Source organism: Ferruginibacter lapsinanis (genome assembly GCF_020783315.1).
Taxonomy (GTDB): Bacteria; Bacteroidota; Bacteroidia; order Chitinophagales; family Chitinophagaceae; genus Ferruginibacter; species Ferruginibacter lapsinanis.
On the sequence record NZ_CP086063.1, the window covers coordinates 741,430 to 762,941 of the forward strand.

Below are 21,512 nucleotides of genomic sequence, written 5' to 3' on the forward strand. Positions count from 1 at the left end.
TATAAAATTCAAATTATATGAGTGAGCAATTAACACAAAAAGGACATCCAAAAGGTTTATATTTTTTATTTGTTACAGAAATGTGGGAGCGATTTAGTTATTATGGAATGAGGGCAATTTTTATTCTGTTTATGACCAAAGTTTTATTACTCAGTGACGCCTCCGCATCAAACATTTATGGAAGTTATACCGGTCTTGTATACCTAACTCCTCTCTTAGGGGGATATCTTTGTGATCGTTACCTAGGTAACAGAAGAAGTATTATTATTGGAGGTTTGTTGATGGCCATTGGACAATTTTTTATGTTTTTAAGTGCTACTGCAGGTGCTGATGGTATAGCGCTAATGTGGATAGGGTTAACTTCTCTCATTATTGGTAACGGTTTTTTCAAACCTAATATCTCTACGATGGTGGGACAATTGTATCCTGCAGGAGATCGCAGAGTGGACAGCGCCTTTACAATTTTTTACATGGGGATTAATCTGGGTGCATTTTTCTCTCCGCTTGTTTGCGGAAGTATGGATTATAAATGGGGGTTTCTTGCCGCTTGTATTGGTATGTTAATTGGACTATTGACTTTCATCATCTATCAAAAAAAATATTTGATCTCTGAAGAAGGAAAAGAAATTGGATTGCCAGTTAAAAAATTGGATCTGAAAAATATCTTGGTGATCATCGGTTCGATCGGTATCGTATTTTTTATGTTGAATTTTCAGAAGGTTTTTAAAAGTGATATCGATATCATCGGTTATGTTATATACGGTGCAATCATTATAATGCCTATCATTATTCTTTCTGATAAAAGTTTAACCAAAGAAGAAAAAGGAAGAATATGGGTAGTTTTTATCCTTGCTTTTTTTGTTATCTTTTTTTGGGGTGCTTTCGAGCAGGCAGGAGCCTCGTTAACACTTTTTGCTGACAGACAAACTAACAGAAACTTTTTAGGAACCGAAATCTCAGCCTCTTATTTTCAATCAGTTAATCCTTTAGCAATAATTTTGTTAGCTCCTTTATTTACTGTTATCTGGGGCTATTTATACAAAAGAAAGCTGGAACCATCTTCTCCTAAAAAAATGGCTCTAGGCTTACTACTTGTTGCAATTGGCTATGTTATTATTGCAATAGCGGTTAAAGGTATTGGTATTACAGATAAAGTGAGTATGTGGTGGTTGGTAGCGTTGTATATTATTCATACAATGGGTGAATTATGTTTGTCACCTATCGGTTTATCTATGGTATCTAAATTAGCACCTTTAAGATTATCGTCATTAATGATGGGTACCTGGTTTTTAGCTAATGCTGCAGCTAATAAATTTGCTGGCACACTTAGTGCTTTGATACCACCAAATGCCGAAGATGTGGCAAAAGCTACCGGCCCTATTGTATTTCCATCTTTTTTAGGTTTTCAAATCACTAACCTTTATGAGTTCTTTATGCTTTTCATTATAATGACCGGTGCAGCGGCCGGCATCTTATATGTACTTAGTGCAAAATTAAAAACTATGATGCATGGCTTAGGTTAACTCATCATTTATAAACACAAAAAAAGCTGCCTTAACGGGCAGCTTTTTTTTATGCGAAAACTCAACATTTTCTATAGGATATGTGTATCAGCAAAAAAAATCATACATTCAATATATGAATACAACTCAAATCTCATTGGAAGAAATACAAAATTTTAAAGGTAAATACCCTAAGCAATTATGGTATCTTTTTTTTTGTGAGATGTGGGAGCGTTTTTGTTTTTATGGAATGAGAGGCATGCTAACTTTCTTTATGGTTGATCAGCTATTGATGAAAGAAGGTGTTGCTAATTTACAATATGGTGCCACGCAAGCTTTTGTTTATGCCTTTACATTTATAGGAGGATTGTTTGCAGATAAAATCCTCGGCTTTAGAAAATCCTTATTCTGGGGTGGGTTGTTAATGATAACCGGTAGTTGTATTTTGGCAGTAGACCCAAAACAGTTTTTCTTTTTAGGAGTAAGTTTTACGATCATTGGTACCGGTTTTTTTAAACCCAATATTTCTACCATGGTAGGCAGTTTGTATAAAGACGGCGACAACAGACGAGATGCCGGCTTCTCTCTTTTTTATTCCGGGATCAATATCGGGGCTCTCATTGGCGGATATGCATGTGTAGCCATTGGTAAAAGTTATTCATGGCATCTTGCATTTGGTTTTGCCGCCATTGTAATGGTGTTAAGTCTTATTACATTCATGTATACGCAAAAGAGCATGGGACCGATAGGGCTTCCTCCGGGCAGAAGTGAAAATGGGAATACTCAAAAAAAGTGGCATAGCTATGCAGTATATGCAGGCTCATTATTAGTTATTCCGGTTATAATGACCATGGTTGCAAAAACCGAATACACCGATTGGTTCATGTACATCATCGGTCCATGTGCATTGATCTATATTTTTTATGAGATGTCTAAGTTCTCTGCGCCAGAGAGAAAAAAATTATTTGCGGCATTGATCTTCATAATGTTTTCTATCGTTTTCTGGGCATTCTTTGAACAAGGTGGCGGTTCGCTGAGTTTGTTTGCTGCTACTAATCTGAATGATTCTGTTGCAGGTATTCATTTAGACCCCAATGGAGTAAATAATGCTGCTAATTCATTGTTCGTCATTGCATGTAGTCCATTGTTTGGATTACTATGGCTATGGTTAAGTAATAGAAAAAAAGAACCGAATACTGTTGTTAAATTCGGGATAGGATTTCTTTTTTTAGCAGGTGCATTTTATGTGTTTTATGCTACTCGTTTTTTTGCTAATGAAAAAGGTATTACCTCTTTGAATGTGTTCACATTTGCCAATTTAATTATCACATTTGGAGAGTTGTGCTTGTCACCTATCGGACTTTCCATTATGACAAAACTATCACCTAAACCATTACAAGGTGTAATGATGGGTATGTGGTTTTTAGCAAGTGCATATGGACAATATGTGGCCGGGATATTAGGCGCAGGAATGAGCAATCCGGATGAACATGCATCACTGACAGAAAAACTCATCTCTTATACAACAGGTTATAAGCAACTGGCCATCTATGCTTTAATTGCAGGAATCATCTTATTAATTATATCCCCTTTAGTAAAAAAATTAATGCAGGAAGTAAAATAATAACGACGTTAAATAAATTTCAAATAATCGTATTGCTTACCTAAAATAGTTTTATCATCTGCTCCTAACCATTTGTTCAATACAGTAGCATATACATCTTTAAAATCGATTGTATGTTTTAAATCACCTTCTTTCAAATCAGACAGATCGGGCATTGCATTGAGTATTCCTTTTTCTTTTAATGCACCGCCAATGAAAAACATATTATTTGCTGTGCCGTGATCCGTACCTCCACTTGCATTCTGTGTTACCCTTCTTCCAAACTCACTGAAGGTCATCATCAATACATCTTCAAAACGATTATTCTTTTTCAGATCATTGGTAAAAGCTTTTACCGCATCATTCAATTCTGTGAATAATCTCTTTTGTTGATTATCCTGATTTACATGGGTATCAAAACTGCCCAAAGAAACATAATACACTTTGGTATTGATATCAGAAAGAATGAGTGAAGCTATTGTTTTTAAGCTTTTCCCTAACTCTGTGGAAGGATATATCTCATTAGTAGGATGTAATTTGCTTTGCTCAAAAATGTAATCAGCACTACTAAGCGTACTGCTCATCGTTTTATACAAATAATCAGCAGTTTCCTCTTCTGTATGATGTGCAGCACAGATATCTTTAAAGAACTTTTCGTTGCTGCTACTATACAATCTTCTCGGGTCTTTTACCGCAATCCCATTATTGTTTTCTCCTTTCAACGCCAGACTTAAAATATCATCTACTTCAAGTGCCTGCGTTGGCTTATCACAACCATGACATTGTGCATCGAGATAACGGCCAAGCCAGCCAGTGCTGATGTATTCATTACTTTCACTGGCACTTTGCCATATATCCATACTTCTGAAATGCGATCTGTCGGGATTGGGATATCCCACACTATTTAAAATACTTAGATCACCGTTATCAAATAATTCCTTAAAGCCAACCAATGCTGGATTTAATCCCACTTCGTCGGTTAGCTGCAATGCATTTTCTTTTACAATTCCCAACTTAGGACGTTCTCTATAATAAATATCATTGCGGATAGGTATCACTGTATTCAGCCCATCATTGCCTCCACTAAATTGAATAACTACTACTACCTTATTCCCTTTTGGAACCAAAGTAGGTTTTTCAAAAGCTTTTAAAAATTGAGGCAGCATTAAAGATGCTGTAGCTAATGAACCGATCTGTATAAATTCTCTGCGTTTGATAAACATGGTTTCAATTTTAATGGTGGTTGTTGGATTGTTTGGATGTACGATTTGGAATGTACGATTTACGATTTCATTAAATTAAAAGATGTTATTATTTTCAAAAACATTTCAAAGTTTGAAAAATCGTAAATCCCAAATCTCAAATCGTACATTCTTTTAGCAAAGTTGATATTCCGGTGTACTCATCAAATTAATGATAGCACTCTTTATAAAATTTTCTCTGCTTTCATTATTCAGATATTTATTCAGCACCTCATTGCTCACCCTGCTTTTTGTTTGTAAAACTGTATCTGAAATTTTCTGCAATAACTGCTCTCTTGGTGTTTTAGCAAAAACCTTTGCAACCATCTCCCAATCAACAATTGCTGTTCCTCCTTTTGATGCGTACTCTTTATTTTGTCGTTGTTTCATTTTCTCTTCCATCATTTGCCCCATCATTGTATCATCATCACTTTTAGGACGAATATTAATGGTTTCATTGGCCGTAATGATCTGTGGTATCCGTAATCGTAACATTAACGTGCTGCTGTCTATCCAACTTTTGCCTCCCGGCCATCCGGCTACATTGGGCGGATAAAAAAGAATTTGTCCTAAAGCCCGTTGAAATAATAATTGTGCCGTATCATTTTGTAACTGTAATGGAAGTAAACGCCTGATACCCGCCAATAATTCAACCGGAGACTTTATTTTAGTGCCGATATTTTTTTCGTCATAAAACCAATCACTTGTAAAAATATCTTCCATTAGCTTTTTAATATCATATTTACTTGCATAAAACCTGGTTGCCAACAAGTCAGCTTTTGCAGTATCTACTTTCTCATTTACAAAATATTTATACATTTTTTGAGTAATATATTTAGCTGTTTGTTTTTGTTCCAATAAGATATCAATTATATCATCTCCGGTAAAATTGCCCGTTTTACCTAAAACAGTTTTAACTCCGTCATCATGTTGATTTTTTCTGAAAACAAATTCACCTTGCAGGTTAAACCCCCATCCTGTGAAAGCCCTGGCGGCCTCCTTAATATCATTCTCCGTATAATTTCCTCTACCCATTGTAAACAATTCCATTACCTCTCGGGCAAAGTTTTCATTGGGATGTTTCTTTTTATTTTGCTGATTATTTAAGAATTGTAACATCGCCGGACTCTTGCTTACTGCTCTTAGCAAGTCGCCAAAATTAGTGAGTGCATTTGTCCTGATCACATCAAGCAATTGCTGCTGATAAAAAATATTGATCACCCTGCAGGCAAAATGGCCATGCCAGAATAAACTCATTCGTTCTCTCAACTGCGCTTCACTACTGATCATTTCATCCAGCCAGCGTAGGTTAAGATTTTTTAGATCTTCTCTAGACTGCTGCTGCAGTTCCTTCTTTTGGTATTTATCTAGCTGATCAAATTGTGAAAAGTCCTGCATTCCTTTTACCAAACCTCCAAACAGATCGCTGGCTACATCTAATTTTTGTGGTGATTTTTCTGATGTTTTAACAAGCAGGTTCCATAATTTTTTTTGCGGCATCGTATCCAGATCAGCTGCCAGTTCGGCCATTGGACCAAATCCTGCTCTCCATAAAAGATGTTGATTTTTTATGCGGTTAGAAACTGCCATAGGAGTAAGTGTGTTTTATCTTTCAAATGTATGCAACTGGTATAAGACTTTGATTAAGCATAAAAGTTTAACAATAGTTTGTTCTTTACATATCTAAATTAATTTTACTAACTTGTATATCTCAATTTTTCCGATGAATATTAAAGCATTTAAGTATTTATCTCCTGTAACCGTATATATACTTGCCTGGCTAGCATTTACTAACAAGGGATTGCTTACCTGGTCACCATTGGTGTATGCCTTTTTATTATTACCATTAGCGGAATTATTCATCAAACCAGATCCCAAAAATTTCGACGCAGCAGAAGAAGAACTTGCAAAAAAAGACAAGATGTATGATTACATGCTTTATTTTTTTGTGGTGCTTCAATTTGTGGTGCTTTGGGTATTTCTTAGAAGTATGCAACAGGATGTATTGAACTGGTGGGAAATCATTGGAAGGGTATGGACAATGGGATTACTTTGCGGCACATTTGGCATCAATATCGGGCACGAATTAGGACATAGGGTCAATAAATTTGAACAGGCCTTAGCAAAAGCCTCTTTACTTAGCTCGTTATACATGCATTTTTTTATTGAGCACAATAAAGGCCATCACAAAAATGTAGCAACTCCGTTAGATCCAAGTAGTGCCAGATACAATGAACCTATTTATGCTTTCTATTTTAGAACAATCATTTTTTCTTACTTATCTGCCTGGAAAATTGCCAATGAGGAAATGAGAAAAAAAGGATTACCGGTTTTGCACTGGAGAAATGAAATGTTTTCAGCGCATATCATTCAGGCTGCTTTTGTGATAAGCATTTTAATATTATTCGGACCGATAGTTACTCTTTATTATTTATGTGCTGCTGGAATTGGCATCGGACTTTTAGAAACCGTAAACTATATTGAGCATTATGGCCTGCAGCGTAAGCAAATAACCGATAATAAATATGAGAGAGCAATGCCATGGCATAGCTGGAACAGTGATCATATTTTAGGAAGATTGATGCTGTTTGAACTCAGCCGCCATAGCGACCACCATTATCTTGCCAGTAAAAAATATCAAACCTTACGACATCACGATGATGCCCCTCAATTACCAACAGGATACCCCGGCAGTATGATGTTGGCTTGTATTCCGCCAGTATGGTTTTATGTAATGAATAAGAAAATAAAGGAATTAGAAAAAACTCATTAACCTTTTTTAGCCCCTGCCTGAACGTATGCCAACACATCCGCTTTTTCGGTATCGCTAAGATGTGCTTTTGGTGCCATCCAGTTAACCAGACCAACCCATCTTTCAGCAGTAAACTCACCAGGTTCTTTAAGTCCATGACATCTGCCACATTTGGCTTCGTAGGTAACCTTTCCAGATGCAACATTTGTTGCCATGGCCTCAGGAGCAACCACAACTGTTTGTTCTTCTGTAGGTTTTTTTTCAGCCGCAGTGGCAGGAGTTACTTTTTTAGCACAACTAAAAATGGTAAACGCCAATATGGAGAGAACAAATACTTTTTTCATGTAACGAGTTTAGGTAATGAAAATACAATTTTTACCGCACAAAACGTATCGTTTACAAAAAATTAACCAATTGTTTCTGCACCAAAATAACTATGCAATACTTTAGGTAGTTGTATTCCGCTTTCTGTTTGATTGTTCTCCAATAAACAAGCAACAATACGTGGTAATGCCAAAGATGAACCATTCAAAGAGTGTAGCAACTGTGTTTTACCTGCAGCGTCTTTATAACGGATCTTCATCCTGTTGGTTTGAAAAGTTTCGAAATTACTAACACTGCTACATTCCAGCCATTTTTGCTGAGCAGCACTATATACTTCAAAATCGAACGTGAGGGCACTGGCAAAACTCATATCACCACCGCATAAACGAAGAATACGATATGGCAACTCAAGAGTATTTAATAATTTCTCTACATGCAGCACCATTTCTTCCAGCACATCGTAGCTCTTTTCGGGATGAACCAATTGTACAATCTCAATTTTATCAAACTGATGTACTCTGTTCAATCCACGAACATCACTACCAAAGCTACCAGCCTCTCTTCTGAAACATGGCGTATAAGCCGTCATCTTTACAGGTACTTCATTTTCTTTTATGATCTCATCTCTGTAAATATTCGTAACCGGCACTTCGGCCGTGGGAATCAGATAAAATCCATCGGCAGTTACATGATACATCTGCCCTTCTTTATCCGGCAATTGTCCTGTACCATATGCTGTGGCTTCATTCACCATCAATGGTGGTAAATATTCTGTATAGCCTGCTGCTGTATTAAAATCTAAAAAATATTGGATCAACGCTCTTTGTAATTTTGCCCCTTTCCCTTTATATAAAGGAAACCCGCTACCGGTCAATTTTGCACCGGTTTCAAAATCAACCAGGTCATATGTTTTTATCAGATCCCAATGAGGAACTGCTGTTGCAGGTAAATCAGGTTTAGTCCCGCCTTCTCTTACCACTTCGTTTTCTTCGGGAGTTTTCCCTTTCGGAACAGATATATGCGGCAGATTAGGTAGTTTCACCAACTCGTCATGCAATTCTTTTTCAACTGCACTTAGTTGCTCATTTAAATTTTGAATGGTCGTTTTTTGAGTCGCTACTTCCTGCTTTTTTTGCTCTGCAGATGCTTTATCTCCCTTACCCATCAACATACCGATCTCTTTACTGGCAGCATTTACACTTGCCTGCAGGCTTTCGCTCTCTGCTTTTAGCTTACGTACCTGCTCATCTAAACTCACTACTTTATCCACTAATGACAAGTCGCCAAAATTTTTTACTCCCAACTTTTCTTTTACTATATTTATGTTCTGGCGTATATAACTGATCTGTAACATTTTTATTGAATATTTTGGCAAATATAAACTTCAATTGCTTATTGTGTAAATTTGTGTTATGCAACACCTACAAGAGGACTTACAGATACGCTGGCTTAAGCTGAGAATCAAGCTAAAAGAGAATTTTGGCATAAAGCCCGACATGGATGGTGTGTTGTTTTTAATTGGCGTGCAGGAATTGGGTGCAGGCAAACAAACATTTACCAAAGAACAAAAGCAGGACCTGATGCATATTGCTATCTGCACCTTGCTGGCACAAAGCGGATATTATATCAATGAAGGAAGGGATGAAGACGGCTGGCCACATTTCAAACAACTAAAACCTTTACCTGAGTTCAACGTAATTGAGCAAGAGAATTTTTTAAAGGATCATGTTTTGTTATACTTCGCCAATCAGGAAATCATTTAATTTTTTGTAAACTTTATTGTTGCTAATGGCGCTAATGTTATATTACCATTAGCTAACACTGTTGCCATTGATGGTGAAAGCAATTGTATGTTTTGTTGCGGCATAGTAGCAGGGTTAGTATATCCAAATATGTCTCCATCTTCTGTTCCGGCATCATATACAAACATATTTATTGTGGTGTCAACTACCCAGGAATTATTTCTGTGTAGATCAACATCATGTATACCCATGAACCAATCAGGAGATGGTGCCACCATAGAAGCAAGACTCACATAGGAATATTCGCTGTTAGCAATCAATGCAGTTTGTATTGATCCGGTAGCTCCGGGAGGCTCAAACATTACAAATTTATAAAGGGCTTTTTGTTTACTTACAATATCATCAAACTCTGTAAAAATAGTATTGACCGCCCCAATCTCTGCAACTGCTTCCAAACCCGGTGTAGCTTTTGTACCCGGTTTCCACATACTTGTATCAGCAGAATGCACCATACCCGCTATCAATGTAACATGTGCATTGGCAGGAACTGAAAATTCCGGCAATTGCCATTTAAGGGTTACCGTTACTTTGTAGGACGCCTCACTATAATTAGACACAACGATCTGCTCCTTCTTGCAAGATATCTGTACTATTAAAACAAACAAAACCCCAAAAAATCTCATATTTTAAAAATAGGTGTTAATAAAAAATCAAAATGTTGAAAGCAACAGTCATTCTCACTACATTTGCTCTTCGAAAAATTTATTTATTTAAGTAATTTAAATACGAATAAAATGTCTAAAAGGTTTTACGTAATTGCTGCTTTTTTATTTGCATTATTTTGTGCTACAATCACTACCGGCTTCAGCCAAACGATTAAAAAGCCTGTTAAAAAGTCTTTGGCGATAAAAAAAACGATGAGTAAAAAAACTGTGGTTGTTAAGAAAAAAGAACCGGGTATTCGTATAAAGATCACTACCGACTCTGGTGTTATAATCGTTCGTTTATATGACAGTACTCCACTGCACAGAGATAATTTTGTAAAATTAGTGAAAGAAGGTTTTTATGACAGCTTGTTATTTCACAGGGTTATACAGGAATTCATGATACAGGGTGGTGATCCATTGAGTAAAACTGCTCCGGCTGGAATGCAGTTGGGCATGGGTGGCGGAGATATGCAAAGAATCCCCGCTGAATTCAGAAAAGACCTGATACATAAAAAAGGGGCATTGGCCGCTGCCAGAGATGGTAATCCGGAAAGAGCCAGCAGCGCCTGTCAGTTTTATATTGTACAAGGAAGAAAATACAGTTTGGCAGAATTAACACAAATGGAAATGCAAACAGGAGTAAAATATACTGCAGCTCAAAAAAATATTTATGTTAAAACAGGCGGTGTCCCATTTTTAGATATGAACTATACTGTTTTTGGTGAAGTAGAGAGCGGATTAAAAGTAATTGACAAAATTGCTGCAGTAGCCAAAGATGGCAATGACAGGCCATTAGGTGATGTGCGAATGAAAATGGAGATATTGCAATAGTATATAGGGTTAGGCTTTATACACTAAAAACTTTACTTTTGCATCCTAGATAATTTTACAATCAACACTATTCAATTTACAGATAATGAACATCCCTGCAAATCTACATTATACAAAAGATCACGAATGGATCTCTATTGAAGGAAATACGGCAACAATAGGTATCACTGATTTTGCACAAAGTGAGTTAGGTGATATCGTTTTTATTGATATTGCTACTGTAGGTAAAAAATTATCTGCCGAAGAAATATTTGGAACCGTTGAAGCTGTAAAAACAGTAAGCGATCTGTTTTTACCTGTTACCGGAACTATTACAGAATTGAACGCAGCGTTGGAAGCTAATCCTGAATTGGTAAATACCGACCCGTACGGCGAAGGATGGATGATAAAGATGACCGTAGATAACATAGCTGATGTTGATGCTTTACTAAGCAGCGAAGCATATGCTGCTTTGGTTGGATAATTTCACGATGAAAAAAATTCCTATATCAAAATTTTTACCGGGTATCATCTGGTTTATTGTTGTTTTGGTATTGATGTGTACTCCCGGAAAAGATCTTCCTGAAGTTGACGATTGGTTTCAGAAATTATACATTGATAAATGGATACATGCTGGCACATTTGGCTTACTGGCTTATCTCTTTATGTATCCTTTCCAAAGAGCTGCTTTAGCTACCAGCGAAAAATTACAATATTTCTTACGCATCGCACTGGCGGCTTCTATTTGGGGCCTAACCATCGAATTCATTCAAAAATATTATATCCCCAACCGAAGTTTTGATCTGTTGGATTGGGCTGCAGATACGGTTGGAGTAATCATCACATTCGTCTTTTTAAGAAAAAACACCTTAAAAAAGGCCGATTTTTAACCAAACTTGCCACTTGTGGCGGTTTTTATTACATTTGTATATATGATAGACACAGAGAATATGGAGTACAATACAACCAGAAATCATTTAACAATGAGAGAATATGGCAGACATATTCAAAAGATGGTGGAGTATTTATTGTCATTAGAAGACAAAGAAAAACGCCAGAAGAATGCGTATGCACTAATTGAATTGATGGGCTTTTTAAATCCGCACTTAAAAAATGTGGAGGATTTTCGTCATAAATTATGGGATCATCTTTTCTTAATAAGCGATTTTAAATTAGATGTTGAAAGTCCTTACCCGATACCAACAAGAGAAACATTAAAAGCAAAACCGGAAAGATTAGCATACCCTAAAAAATACCCTAAGTTCAACCATCTAGGTAAAAATATTGAAGTAGTTATTGATAAAGCATTGAAAGAAGAAAATCCTGAAAAACGCCAGGGCTTTGCAAACTCAATTGCTTATTACATGAAACTAACTTACAGCAACTGGCATAAAGAACTGGTGCATGATGATAATATTCAATCGGAATTACAAAGTATTACCGATGGAGAATTAGAATTCAACAACCGTCCGTTTGTAAAACACAGAACTGACAACAGACCTGCTGACGATTACGGAAGTGGAGGCAGAAGAGACAACAATCGTCGTAATTTCGGACAACGCAATAACAACGGCGGCGGTGGCGGAAGAAGAGATGGTGGCAGTGGTGGAAGAAGAGATGGTGGCGGTGGCGGACGCAGCGGCGACAACAGAAATAATAACAACCGTAATTTCAAAAAAAGATACTAAACTAATTTGGAGATTTGATAATTAGCTAATTAAACCCTGAAAATTTCAGGGTTTTTTATTATTGTTTCCCTACTTTTAATTCTTAATTTTTAATTCTTAATTTTTAATTGGTACGATGAGTTCATTTGAAGTAAGAGGTGGTAAAAAATTATCGGGAGAAATTACTCCCCAAGGTGCAAAGAATGAAGCATTACAGATCATTTCGGCAGTATTGCTTACACCTGAAAAGGTTACCATTACAAATATCCCCGACATTATAGATGTAAATCTGCTGATAGAATTATTAGGAGAAATGAGTGTAAAGATCGACCGTGTAAGCAGAGACACTTGTATTTTTCAGGCAGATAATGTGGATGTAGGTTTTTTACACAGCAAAGAATATCACAAAAAAAGTGGTAGACTACGAGGCTCTGTAATGCTTGCCGGACCTATGTTGGCTCGTTTTAAAGAAGCATACATTCCTAAACCGGGTGGTGATAAAATAGGCAGAAGAAGACTTGATACCCATATCATAGGCTTTGAAAAACTAGGTGTGACCTTTCATTACGAAAGTGAAGAAGGTTTTTTTCAACTCAATGCAAAGGAAATGAAAGGCTGTACCATGCAGCTGGATGAACCAAGTGTTACAGGTACAGCTAATATCTTAATGGCAGCTGTAATGGCAAAGGACACAACAGTTATTTACAATGCCGCCTGTGAACCCTACCTGCAACAATTGTGTAAAATGCTTAACCGTATGGGTGCAAAGATCAGCGGCATCGGCAGTAATATGCTCACCATAGAAGGAGTAGATTATTTAGGAGGTACAGAACACAAAATGTTACCCGATATGATCGAGGTTGGTAGCTTTATTGGTTTAGCAGCCATGACTCAAAGTGAGATCACCATTAAGAATGCTGGTATCGAACACTTAGGCATCATCCCCGAAAGATTTCAACAACTGGGTATTAAAATGAATTTTGTGGGAGATGATATTCATATCCCTGCACAGGAATTATATGAGATAGAAAAATATATGGATGGCGGTGTATTAACCATGTATGATCATCCATGGCCCGGCTTTACGCCTGATCTGTTGAGTATCGTTTTAGTAACGGCCATACAGGCAAAAGGCAGTGTGTTGATCCATCAGAAAATGTTTGAGAGTCGTTTATTCTTTGTAGATAAACTGATCGACATGGGTGCACAGGTTATCCTTTGTGATCCACACCGTGCAGTTGTAATCGGACTGGAAAGAGAAAAGCAATTAAGAGGCATTACCATGAGCAGCCCCGATATACGTGCCGGTGTTGCATTGCTGATTGCTGCATTAAGTGCACAAGGAAAAAGCGTCATTCAAAATATTGAGCAAATAGACAGAGGCTATCAAAACATTGATGCCCGCTTGCAAGCTTTAGGAGCAGATATAAAAAGAATTTAATTTTTTTGAAACAAACATTTGTTCCCTGATAGAGCGACATTGGCGACGCTCCGTTCATCATTTGATTTACTATTTAGCTTTAGTCATGATCGAAAATATTTTTACTCAACATATCATCCTCGAAAATGACAGTGTATTACTGCGTCCACTGGAATTAACTGATACCAACCATTTGCTGCCGTTTGTGTTCTCCGAACCCGACACATGGTTTTATTCTTTACAAGGGCCAACCGACGAAGCTTCTATGAAAAAATATATTGCTACTGCCATAGAAAACAGACAGCAACAAAAAGAATATCCATTTATCATCTTCGATAAAAGAGCAAATGAATATGCAGGCAGTACAAGGTTTTATGACATACAACAGGGCTTTAAAACTACACAGTTGGGCTTTACATGGTATGGAAAAAAATTTCGTCGTACCGGTCTGAACAGACATTGTAAATTTTTGATCTTTCAATTTGCATTTGAACAATGGGATTTAGAGAGAGTTGAGTTAAGAGCGGATATACGAAATGAAAGATCTATCAACGCCATGAAAGGAATCGGCTGTACAGCCGAAGGCATATTGCGCAAACATTTACCTAATAATGAGGGGGGCAGACGTGATAGTATCGTATTCAGTGTATTAAAAGAAGAATGGTTTAATAGAGTAAAGGAAGAGCTTCAGCGAAAAATATATTAGGACATATTTTCATTTGAATCAATATTTTTCTATCCTTACCAGTTTCGCTATTTTTGGTTTCTTTGCTTATCTAAAAAAATAAGCTAATTATAATTATCCTATTTTTTGATAATGACTAAAATCCGTTCCAAATTTCTTTTTATTTACTTTCTACTTGGTTTTGCCATTAGCTCATTAAACTCGTTTGCTCAATTGAAGGCAAATTTTACAGTTGACAATGCAAGTGGATGCTCTCCGTTAAGCGTTAAATTTACCAACACAACAACTGGAACTTCTTCTACAACAACATGGACATGGAATTTGGGTAATGGGAATTCTTCTGCATTATTTGAACCAGGAGCTATTTATCGTACCGAACAAAAATATACTGTAACCTTAACTGCTAAGGACGGAGCAAACACATCAGTTAAATCGATGGATATTTTTGTATATAAAAAACCAACCATTGATTTTAGTGTGTCGCCTTCCAGCGGATGTATTCCGTTAAATGTATCGTTTACAGCCAATGCAACTGCTGGCGATGGTACTATCGCAGAATATGTTTGGGATTATGGAGATGGGAAAACAGAACAAGGAGCTGGCTTACAAAAAACTTCACATATTTACACAGAAGCACAAACGCCCCCCATCACATTAACTGTAACTAACAACTATGGCTGTTATAGTACATTAACTAAAACAAACCTAATTGATGCATCAGGTGGTGTAAAAGCAGCATTTACTGCATCGGCTTTAACTGTTTGTAATGTTGGAGACAATATCACATTTACAAACAATAGTACAGGAAGTGGTGTGTTATCATATTCCTGGGACTTTGGAGACGGAAAAACTTCTACAGAGCAATCACCTGTTCATTCTTTTGCAGGTAAGGGTAGTTTTATTGTGAAATTAACTACAAAAAGCAGCAATGGTTGTTCTGCAACTGCCGACCCCATTACTGTAAGTGTGGCAAACTTTACTGCAGATTTTGATATCCCTTCTTTATTATGCCAAAATACTGATATCAGTTTTATAAATAAAGGCTCCAAACCTTTCGATAAAGCCGAATGGTGGTTAGATAATAATACATATGCGTCGACAAGTTATTCGGGAGATTTTTTAAGAACTTTTTATCAAACGGGTGAGCACACATTAAAACTAATAAATCATTATGGAAGTTGCAGCGCTACTGTTACAAAGAATTTTACAATAGTAAAAACGCCACAATCCAATGGATTTATAGCCACCTTACAAAGCTCCTGCGGCACCCCTGTGGTGGCAGATTTTAAAGATACCAGCAGCAATGTCACCAAATGGGAATGGAGAGCAGATTACTGGTCAGCCCCAACTTTTTCAACCACACAAAATGCTTCTTACATTTTTACATCAGGTATTTCAAGCAGTATCTATCTTAAAGTAACCAATAGCGAAGGTTGTAGCAGTAACATGACAAAATATGTATACTATGGAAAACCGAATGTAACTATTAGTGCTAAAAAAGAAAATGGCACCAGCAATACATTGAGCGGATGCGGAGATATAACCTTAACCTTTTCCGCCAATCCCGATTCTATTATGAAAGATTTTAAATGGAATTTTGGTGATGGCTCAGCTATTAGCACACAAAGAAATCCTACACATACTTTTTCTGTTGCCGGCTCTTATACCGTAACGCTGGAATACTCCACAATCAATGGTTGTAAAGGAACATCAAGCTATCCTCAGATCAGGGTTGTTGACGTTCCCACATTTGATTTTTCTTCTACTTCCGGAACCACTATTTGCGGCAACACTCCTGTAATACTTGCTGTTTCACCTGCAGCTTATTCATGGAGTTATCATTGGTCATTCAACAATGATTATACTAACGATGCATATGGTAGTGCCGTGACTAAAAAATTTACAAACGATACTACCTATACAGTAAGATTGATTTCCAGTAGTGAAGGATGCCAGGACACTATTATTAAAACAAATTACCTGACTGTTCTTCCGGCCTTTCCTAAAATTGGAGCTGTTACAAACACCTGCGCAGACACAAGAGGAGAAGTAACTTTTACTGACGAATCTAAAAAAGTTGGGAAATGGAGCTGGAACTTTGGTGACGGCTCTCCTGTTGAAGAATATACTACATATAAACAAACTGTAAAACATCTTTACACAAAATCGGGTACATATAAAGTTGTGTTAACAGCAACAAATGGTGCTTGTGCTGTGAAAGACTCTGTATATGCCTATGTTTTGCTTAAGCAAAACCCCATTGTAACAGCAACCAAAACTGAAGCATGCGGAAGTGATGTAATAAATATAAAATTGAGCGGTTATGATATTAACCCTTACACATACTTGAATTCATACTATAATTCATATTCGATTTCTTCAATGCAGTATGGAGATCTTACAAATGCAAATGCATTTTATAATCTTAATACTTCTAACTGGCAAACAGAAACCTCCGGTACGATCAGAAATTTTAACCCAGGGAAAAATGACCTGAGAATAATCACAACATCAGGCTATTTTGGCTGTCGTGATACCACCAATTTTATCCCTGTTAAGATACACGGACCAATAGCCGATTTTAAAAAAGAAAATCATTCCGGATGTTTTAAAGATCCGGTCAATTTCACAGACCTTTCTACTCCATCAGGCAATAGCTCCATTGTGAAATGGGAATGGAATTTTGGTGATGGTACAACAACATCTTCAACGACCGGCGGCTCTGTAAGGCACTTATATAATGCCCCGGGGTCATATTACGTATCATTAAAAGTTACTGATATTGATGGATGTATTACAGAAACAAATACATATTCTCACAATATTATCATAGGTGGCCCTAAAGCAGACTTTACCGTCTATTCATCTGTAGCCTATTATTCTTATACCGTTCCGCCCAATACCCTGGTAACTTTTTATAACAATTCTGCTTCCTTTGATTATTATTCTTCTTTGAAATGGATATTCAGTGACGGAACAACCTCAACAAGAACAACGCCTACCTTCACCTTTACTGATGCTGGTTCACATGTTGTAACATTAGTAACAACGAATTCACAAACAGGATGTACAGACACCATAAAAAAAACGATCACCGTTAGAAAAGTAAATAGCATATTCAACTACAGGCTGTCATATATCAACAATAATAGCTGCCCTCCGGTATTAGCAACATTCACCAGTCTATCTACCAATTCGGTAAGAGTAAGCTGGAGCTTTGGTGATGGTGGTATTGCTGCTGATCAAAAAACGGTTTCGCATACTTATACAGAACCTGGTATTTACAGGGTCGTTCACTATAGTTATGATGTTTTTAATAACGTGGACAGCACCGAAGACGTTATAGAAGTAAGGGGACCTTATGCCCTGCTGAAAGCCGATAAATTATCAGGATGTACCACACTTGATGTAAAAGTTGATGCAGAAGTAAAATATGCTAACACCTACACATGGGATTTTGGCGATGGAACGTTGATCCCCACCACCGATGTATTTGCCACACACACTTATCAAACTCCGGGCATTTATATTCCGGCACTGATTTTAAAAGATGTTGGAGGATGCTCTTCTACTTCTGAATTGCCCGATAAAATTGTAGTCGATTCGCTGCATATCAATTTTTCTTCTTCTGTTCCTGCTATATGCGATGCAGCATTGGTTACCTTTATTCCGGAAGTTGCCAGTTTATCTAAATCTCTGCTGCAAACAACATTACAATATCGCTGGATCATAAAAGAAAACAATATTTCTGACACCCTATATACAGAAACAGCCAGTCATACATTTTCAGAAACAGGCAATCACAGTGTATCCCTAACCGTTACTTCTCCCTATGGATGTGAAAAACAATTGACTAAATCCGTAACTGTAAAATCTGGCATCAAAGTAAGTATCAGTGGAACTGATAAGATATGTGAAGGAGAGACTGCAACTTTTACCGGAACAGCAACACCGTCTTCAGGTGATTTAACCTGGAAATGGAAATTTGATAATGGCACAACTGCTGAAACTCAAAATCCATCCGCCCAATTATTTAATACTGCAGGGCAAAAAGCGGTTGAACTAATCGTTGATAATGGAAATTGCCCAGATACAGCCAGACATATTTTACAGGTGATCGGGCATCCTGTTATAACAATCACACCAGCTAGTCCATTTGTTTGTAAAGACAGATCAATTCAACTTACTGCATCAGGTGGAAATGACTATCAATGGACCGCAATAGGGAATATTTTGAATGCATCAACGCCGGTAATTACAATCAACCCAATGTCAGACCAGCACTATTATGTAACCGTTAAAAATGAAGCAGGATGTAGTTCTACAGATTCTGTAATGGTAAAAGTTATCAATCCTTTTGAGATCGTATCTGCTCCAACTTTATTTTCCTGCGAAGGTGATCCGGTTCAATTGCATGTTAGCGGAGCAGATGCCTATAAATGGTCGCCAGCCGACGGTCTGGATAATATACAAAGTGCTACCCCTCTCCTTACAACGAAAGCAAATACCACATTAACTGTTGTTGGCTACGATACATATAATTGCTTTACTGATACTGCAATTATCAATGTCAACATCAGCAAACGGCCATCTGTAAATGCAGGGCCAGACCAACAACTAATAAGTGGGGCAGAAACAACTTTACATGCAACAGTAAGCAGTAATGCTGTATCATGGAAATGGGAGCCTGTAGATTTTCTGAGTTGCAGCGATTGTCTTTCGCCAATCAGTAAACCAACTTCATCTGTGAATTATGTTCTTACCGCAACAAATTCAGACGGATGTAAAGCAACTGACGAAGTAAAGATCCAATTGATTTGCAAAAGCGGACTGATATATATCCCTACTGCATTCAGCCCTAATCAGGATAATCTGAATGATAGATTTGGTATCCACGGCGAAGGAATTAAATCCATCAAACATTTTATTATTTATGATAGATGGGGTAGAATTATTTTCAACAAATCTGAAATAAATGCCGGCGATTTAAATAGTACCTGGGATGGGACTTTCAATGGCGAAACGCTTCCTACCGGAAATTACATATACTCTATCCAAATTGAATGTGCAGCCGGTGACATTTTCAATTACAAAGGCAGTGTATTATTGATCAGGTAAACAATATTTATTTCCTATATATTGACTAGCGCATATTAGATTTTTCCTTTTCTTTGCAAATGGCTTTAAAAAATAAGATCATCATCATTACCGCACCATCGGGTGCAGGAAAAACTTCTATCACCAGATATTTAATGAAAACCTTTCCGCAATTGGCATTTTCAGTATCTGCTGCTACCAGGGAAGCCAGAGGAATGGAGAAAGATGGTGTAGATTATCATTTCATGAGTGAAAAAAAATTCAACGAAAAAATTCAAAATAATGAGTTTATAGAGTGGGAGATGGTGTATCAGGGAAAATACTACGGAACATTAAGAAGCGAATTAGAAAAAATATGGGGCGAGGGTAAAATACCTGTTTTAGATATTGATGTAAAAGGTGCCATTCATGTAAAACAACAATTTCCTGAATCTGCATTAACTATTTTCATTGACCCACCTTCGGTAGATGAATTAAAGATCAGGTTAGAAAGCCGGGGTACCGAAACCAAAGAGGCTATAGCCGCAAGAGTAAATAAAGCAACCTACGAAATATCTTTTAAAAATAATTTCGACAAACGAATAGTAAACGACCAATTGCAAAGGGCTTGTGCCGAAGCCGAGGGAATTGTAAAAGAATTCATTAATTTATAATTCAGTATATTCGTATAGTATGGACTGGATAGCACTTTTTGCAATATTTCTTTCTTTGATTCTTATCGGATTTTTCTCCGGTATTGAGATCGCTTTTGTTTCTGCCAACAAATTATCAATTGAACTTAGAAAAAAACAAGGTACATATAGCGGTAAGGTATGGGGTGAATTTGCAGAAAATCCTGCTCGTTTTATTGGCACCACTCTAATCGGTTTCAACATTATTCTTGTTATTTATGGATTGTTGTGGAGCAATTTTATGGGGCCACTTTGGGATTTGAGTTTCTGGAAAAGATTCAATACTCAAAACCCTTACATTCGCCTTGTTGTAGAAACAGTATTATCTACATTATGCCTTTTATTCTTTGAATTTATTTTCAAAGCTTTCTTCAGAGCTAAGAACGAAAGCATTTTAAAAAGCGGCATCATTACTTACGTGGTTAGCTTTTTTTATGCGTTGCTTTCATGGATAGCCAATGTATTTGTGGATATGGCTGAGTGGATCTTAAGATATATTTTCAATGTAAAGATCAACGAAAAAAAAGATGCTTTTACAAAGATCGATCTTGAGTACTTTGTTCATCAAAGTAAAAATCATGACGAAGAAGATATTGCTGAAATAAACAAAGAGCTTTTTGAAAATGCACTATCATTGAGCGAAATAAAAATACGTGAATGCCTCATCCCACGTAAAGAAATAGAAGGTGTAGAGATCAATACCCCGATAGAAACATTAAAGAATAAATTTATAGACACACACCTGAGTAAACTGGTAGTGTATGAAAATAATATCGACTCTATCGTAGGATATGTACACCAGTTAGATATTTTTAAAAATCCTGCGAACGTAAAAGATATTTTACTGCAAATACCAACTATCCCCGAAAGTATGAATGTTACTGACCTGATGAACAAATTCAGTAAAGAGAGAAAAAGCATTGCCTGGGTAATAGATGAGTTTGGTGGAACTGCAGGTATTGTGACCATGGAGGATCTATTGGAAGAGATCTTCGGAGATATCAAAGACGAGTACGACACAGAAGAATTTGTAGAAAAACAATTATCAGTTAATGAATTTATTTTCAGCGGACGTGTAGAACTGGACCTTATTACAGAGAAATATAAATTGGAATTTCCTGACAGTGAAGCCACTGAAACACTCAGCGGCTTTATCATTCAAAACAGGGATGAAATTCCTAAACAAAAAGAAACTTTTACAATCGGTAATTACCAGTTTGATATTTTAAGTGTAAGCGACACCAGAATTGAAACAGTAAAATTGAAAGTTTTAAAATAAACTTTTCATCCA

At 36.8% G+C, this 21,512-nt stretch carries 18 protein-coding genes; 13 read left to right on the forward strand and 5 right to left on the reverse strand.

The genetic code is table 11. The features are described 5' to 3' along the window. Positions 1-17 precede the first annotated feature (17 nt). On the forward strand, positions 18-1,523 hold the full coding sequence (locus LK994_RS03200; RefSeq protein WP_229761444.1) for a peptide MFS transporter: 1,506 nt from the start codon (positions 18-20) through the stop codon (positions 1,521-1,523). A 115-nt stretch (positions 1,524-1,638) separates the two neighbouring features. Beyond that, the gene (locus tag LK994_RS03205) at positions 1,639-3,126 is read left to right on the forward strand and encodes a peptide MFS transporter (protein WP_229761445.1); all 1,488 of its coding nucleotides are present in this window, start codon (positions 1,639-1,641) and stop codon (positions 3,124-3,126) included. Positions 3,127-3,134: 8 nt separating this feature from the next. Here the strand turns inward: LK994_RS03205 and LK994_RS03210 are convergent, their stop codons facing one another. Together LK994_RS03210 and LK994_RS03215 are read right to left on the reverse strand one after the other, a co-directional pair. Then, positions 3,135-4,328, reverse strand: a complete 1,194-nt coding sequence (locus LK994_RS03210; protein ID WP_229761446.1) for a DUF1501 domain-containing protein — start codon at positions 4,326-4,328, stop codon at positions 3,135-3,137. Positions 4,329-4,481: 153 nt separating this feature from the next. Further along, positions 4,482-5,936: a DUF1800 domain-containing protein gene (locus LK994_RS03215; RefSeq protein WP_229761447.1), complete on the reverse strand. Its 1,455-nt coding sequence runs from the start codon at positions 5,934-5,936 to the stop codon at positions 4,482-4,484. A 133-nt stretch (positions 5,937-6,069) separates the two neighbouring features. On the opposite strand from LK994_RS03215, the gene LK994_RS03220 reads away from it, so the two are divergent. Continuing rightward, a complete protein-coding gene (locus LK994_RS03220) occupies positions 6,070-7,119 on the forward strand; it encodes an alkane 1-monooxygenase (RefSeq protein ID WP_229761448.1) in 1,050 nt (349 codons plus the stop codon). Here LK994_RS03220 and LK994_RS03225 read toward each other — a convergent pair. After that, entirely contained in the window at positions 7,116-7,442 is a 327-nt protein-coding gene (locus tag LK994_RS03225) for a cytochrome c family protein (protein WP_229761449.1), read from the reverse strand. The genes LK994_RS03220 and LK994_RS03225 overlap by 4 nt on opposite strands. 62 nt (positions 7,443-7,504) lie before the next feature. Continuing rightward, on the reverse strand, positions 7,505-8,776 hold the full coding sequence (serS, locus tag LK994_RS03230) for a serine--tRNA ligase (RefSeq protein WP_229761450.1): 1,272 nt from the start codon (positions 8,774-8,776) through the stop codon (positions 7,505-7,507). Between the two features lie 58 nt (positions 8,777-8,834). On the opposite strand from serS, the gene LK994_RS03235 reads away from it, so the two are divergent. Then, positions 8,835-9,185 carry a hypothetical protein gene (locus tag LK994_RS03235; RefSeq protein ID WP_229761451.1) on the forward strand — a complete coding sequence of 117 codons (351 nt, stop codon included), beginning with the start codon at positions 8,835-8,837 and terminating at the stop codon, positions 9,183-9,185. Here LK994_RS03235 and LK994_RS03240 read toward each other — a convergent pair. Beyond that, positions 9,182-9,847 (reverse strand): spondin domain-containing protein, encoded by a 666-nt coding sequence (locus LK994_RS03240; RefSeq protein WP_229761452.1) that lies wholly within the window; start codon positions 9,845-9,847, stop codon positions 9,182-9,184. The two genes, LK994_RS03235 and LK994_RS03240, sit on opposite strands and share 4 nt — an antisense overlap. Positions 9,848-9,958: 111 nt before the next feature. Here LK994_RS03240 and LK994_RS03245 point away from each other — a divergent pair, with 111 nt between their 5' ends. The 9 genes from LK994_RS03245 to LK994_RS03285 all read left to right on the forward strand — a co-directional run bounded on the left by LK994_RS03245 (position 9,959) and on the right by LK994_RS03285 (position 21,500). Next, complete coding sequence (locus LK994_RS03245; RefSeq protein WP_317206741.1) at positions 9,959-10,702, forward strand: peptidylprolyl isomerase; 744 nt, start codon at positions 9,959-9,961, stop codon at positions 10,700-10,702. An 85-nt stretch (positions 10,703-10,787) separates the two neighbouring features. Beyond that, positions 10,788-11,165 (forward strand): glycine cleavage system protein GcvH, encoded by a 378-nt coding sequence (gcvH, locus tag LK994_RS03250; protein WP_229761453.1) that lies wholly within the window; start codon positions 10,788-10,790, stop codon positions 11,163-11,165. A 7-nt stretch (positions 11,166-11,172) separates the two neighbouring features. Next, positions 11,173-11,571: a VanZ family protein gene (locus LK994_RS03255; protein ID WP_229761454.1), complete on the forward strand. Its 399-nt coding sequence runs from the start codon at positions 11,173-11,175 to the stop codon at positions 11,569-11,571. Positions 11,572-11,613: 42 nt separating this feature from the next. Then, a complete protein-coding gene (locus tag LK994_RS03260; protein WP_229761455.1) occupies positions 11,614-12,369 on the forward strand; it encodes a DUF4290 domain-containing protein in 756 nt (251 codons plus the stop codon). A 115-nt stretch (positions 12,370-12,484) separates the two neighbouring features. Further along, complete coding sequence (gene murA / locus LK994_RS03265) at positions 12,485-13,789, forward strand: UDP-N-acetylglucosamine 1-carboxyvinyltransferase (protein ID WP_229761456.1); 1,305 nt, start codon at positions 12,485-12,487, stop codon at positions 13,787-13,789. 85 nt (positions 13,790-13,874) lie between these two features. Next, positions 13,875-14,474 carry a GNAT family N-acetyltransferase gene (locus tag LK994_RS03270; protein WP_229761457.1) on the forward strand — a complete coding sequence of 200 codons (600 nt, stop codon included), beginning with the start codon at positions 13,875-13,877 and terminating at the stop codon, positions 14,472-14,474. A gap of 111 nt (positions 14,475-14,585) precedes the next feature. Then, positions 14,586-19,571, forward strand: coding sequence for a PKD domain-containing protein (locus LK994_RS03275; protein WP_229761458.1), 4,986 nt, complete (start codon positions 14,586-14,588; stop codon positions 19,569-19,571). 59 nt (positions 19,572-19,630) lie between these two features. Then, entirely contained in the window at positions 19,631-20,203 is a 573-nt protein-coding gene (gene gmk / locus LK994_RS03280; protein WP_229761459.1) for a guanylate kinase, read from the forward strand. A gap of 19 nt (positions 20,204-20,222) precedes the next feature. Then, on the forward strand, positions 20,223-21,500 hold the full coding sequence (locus LK994_RS03285) for a hemolysin family protein (RefSeq protein WP_229761460.1): 1,278 nt from the start codon (positions 20,223-20,225) through the stop codon (positions 21,498-21,500). Positions 21,501-21,512 lie beyond the last annotated feature (12 nt).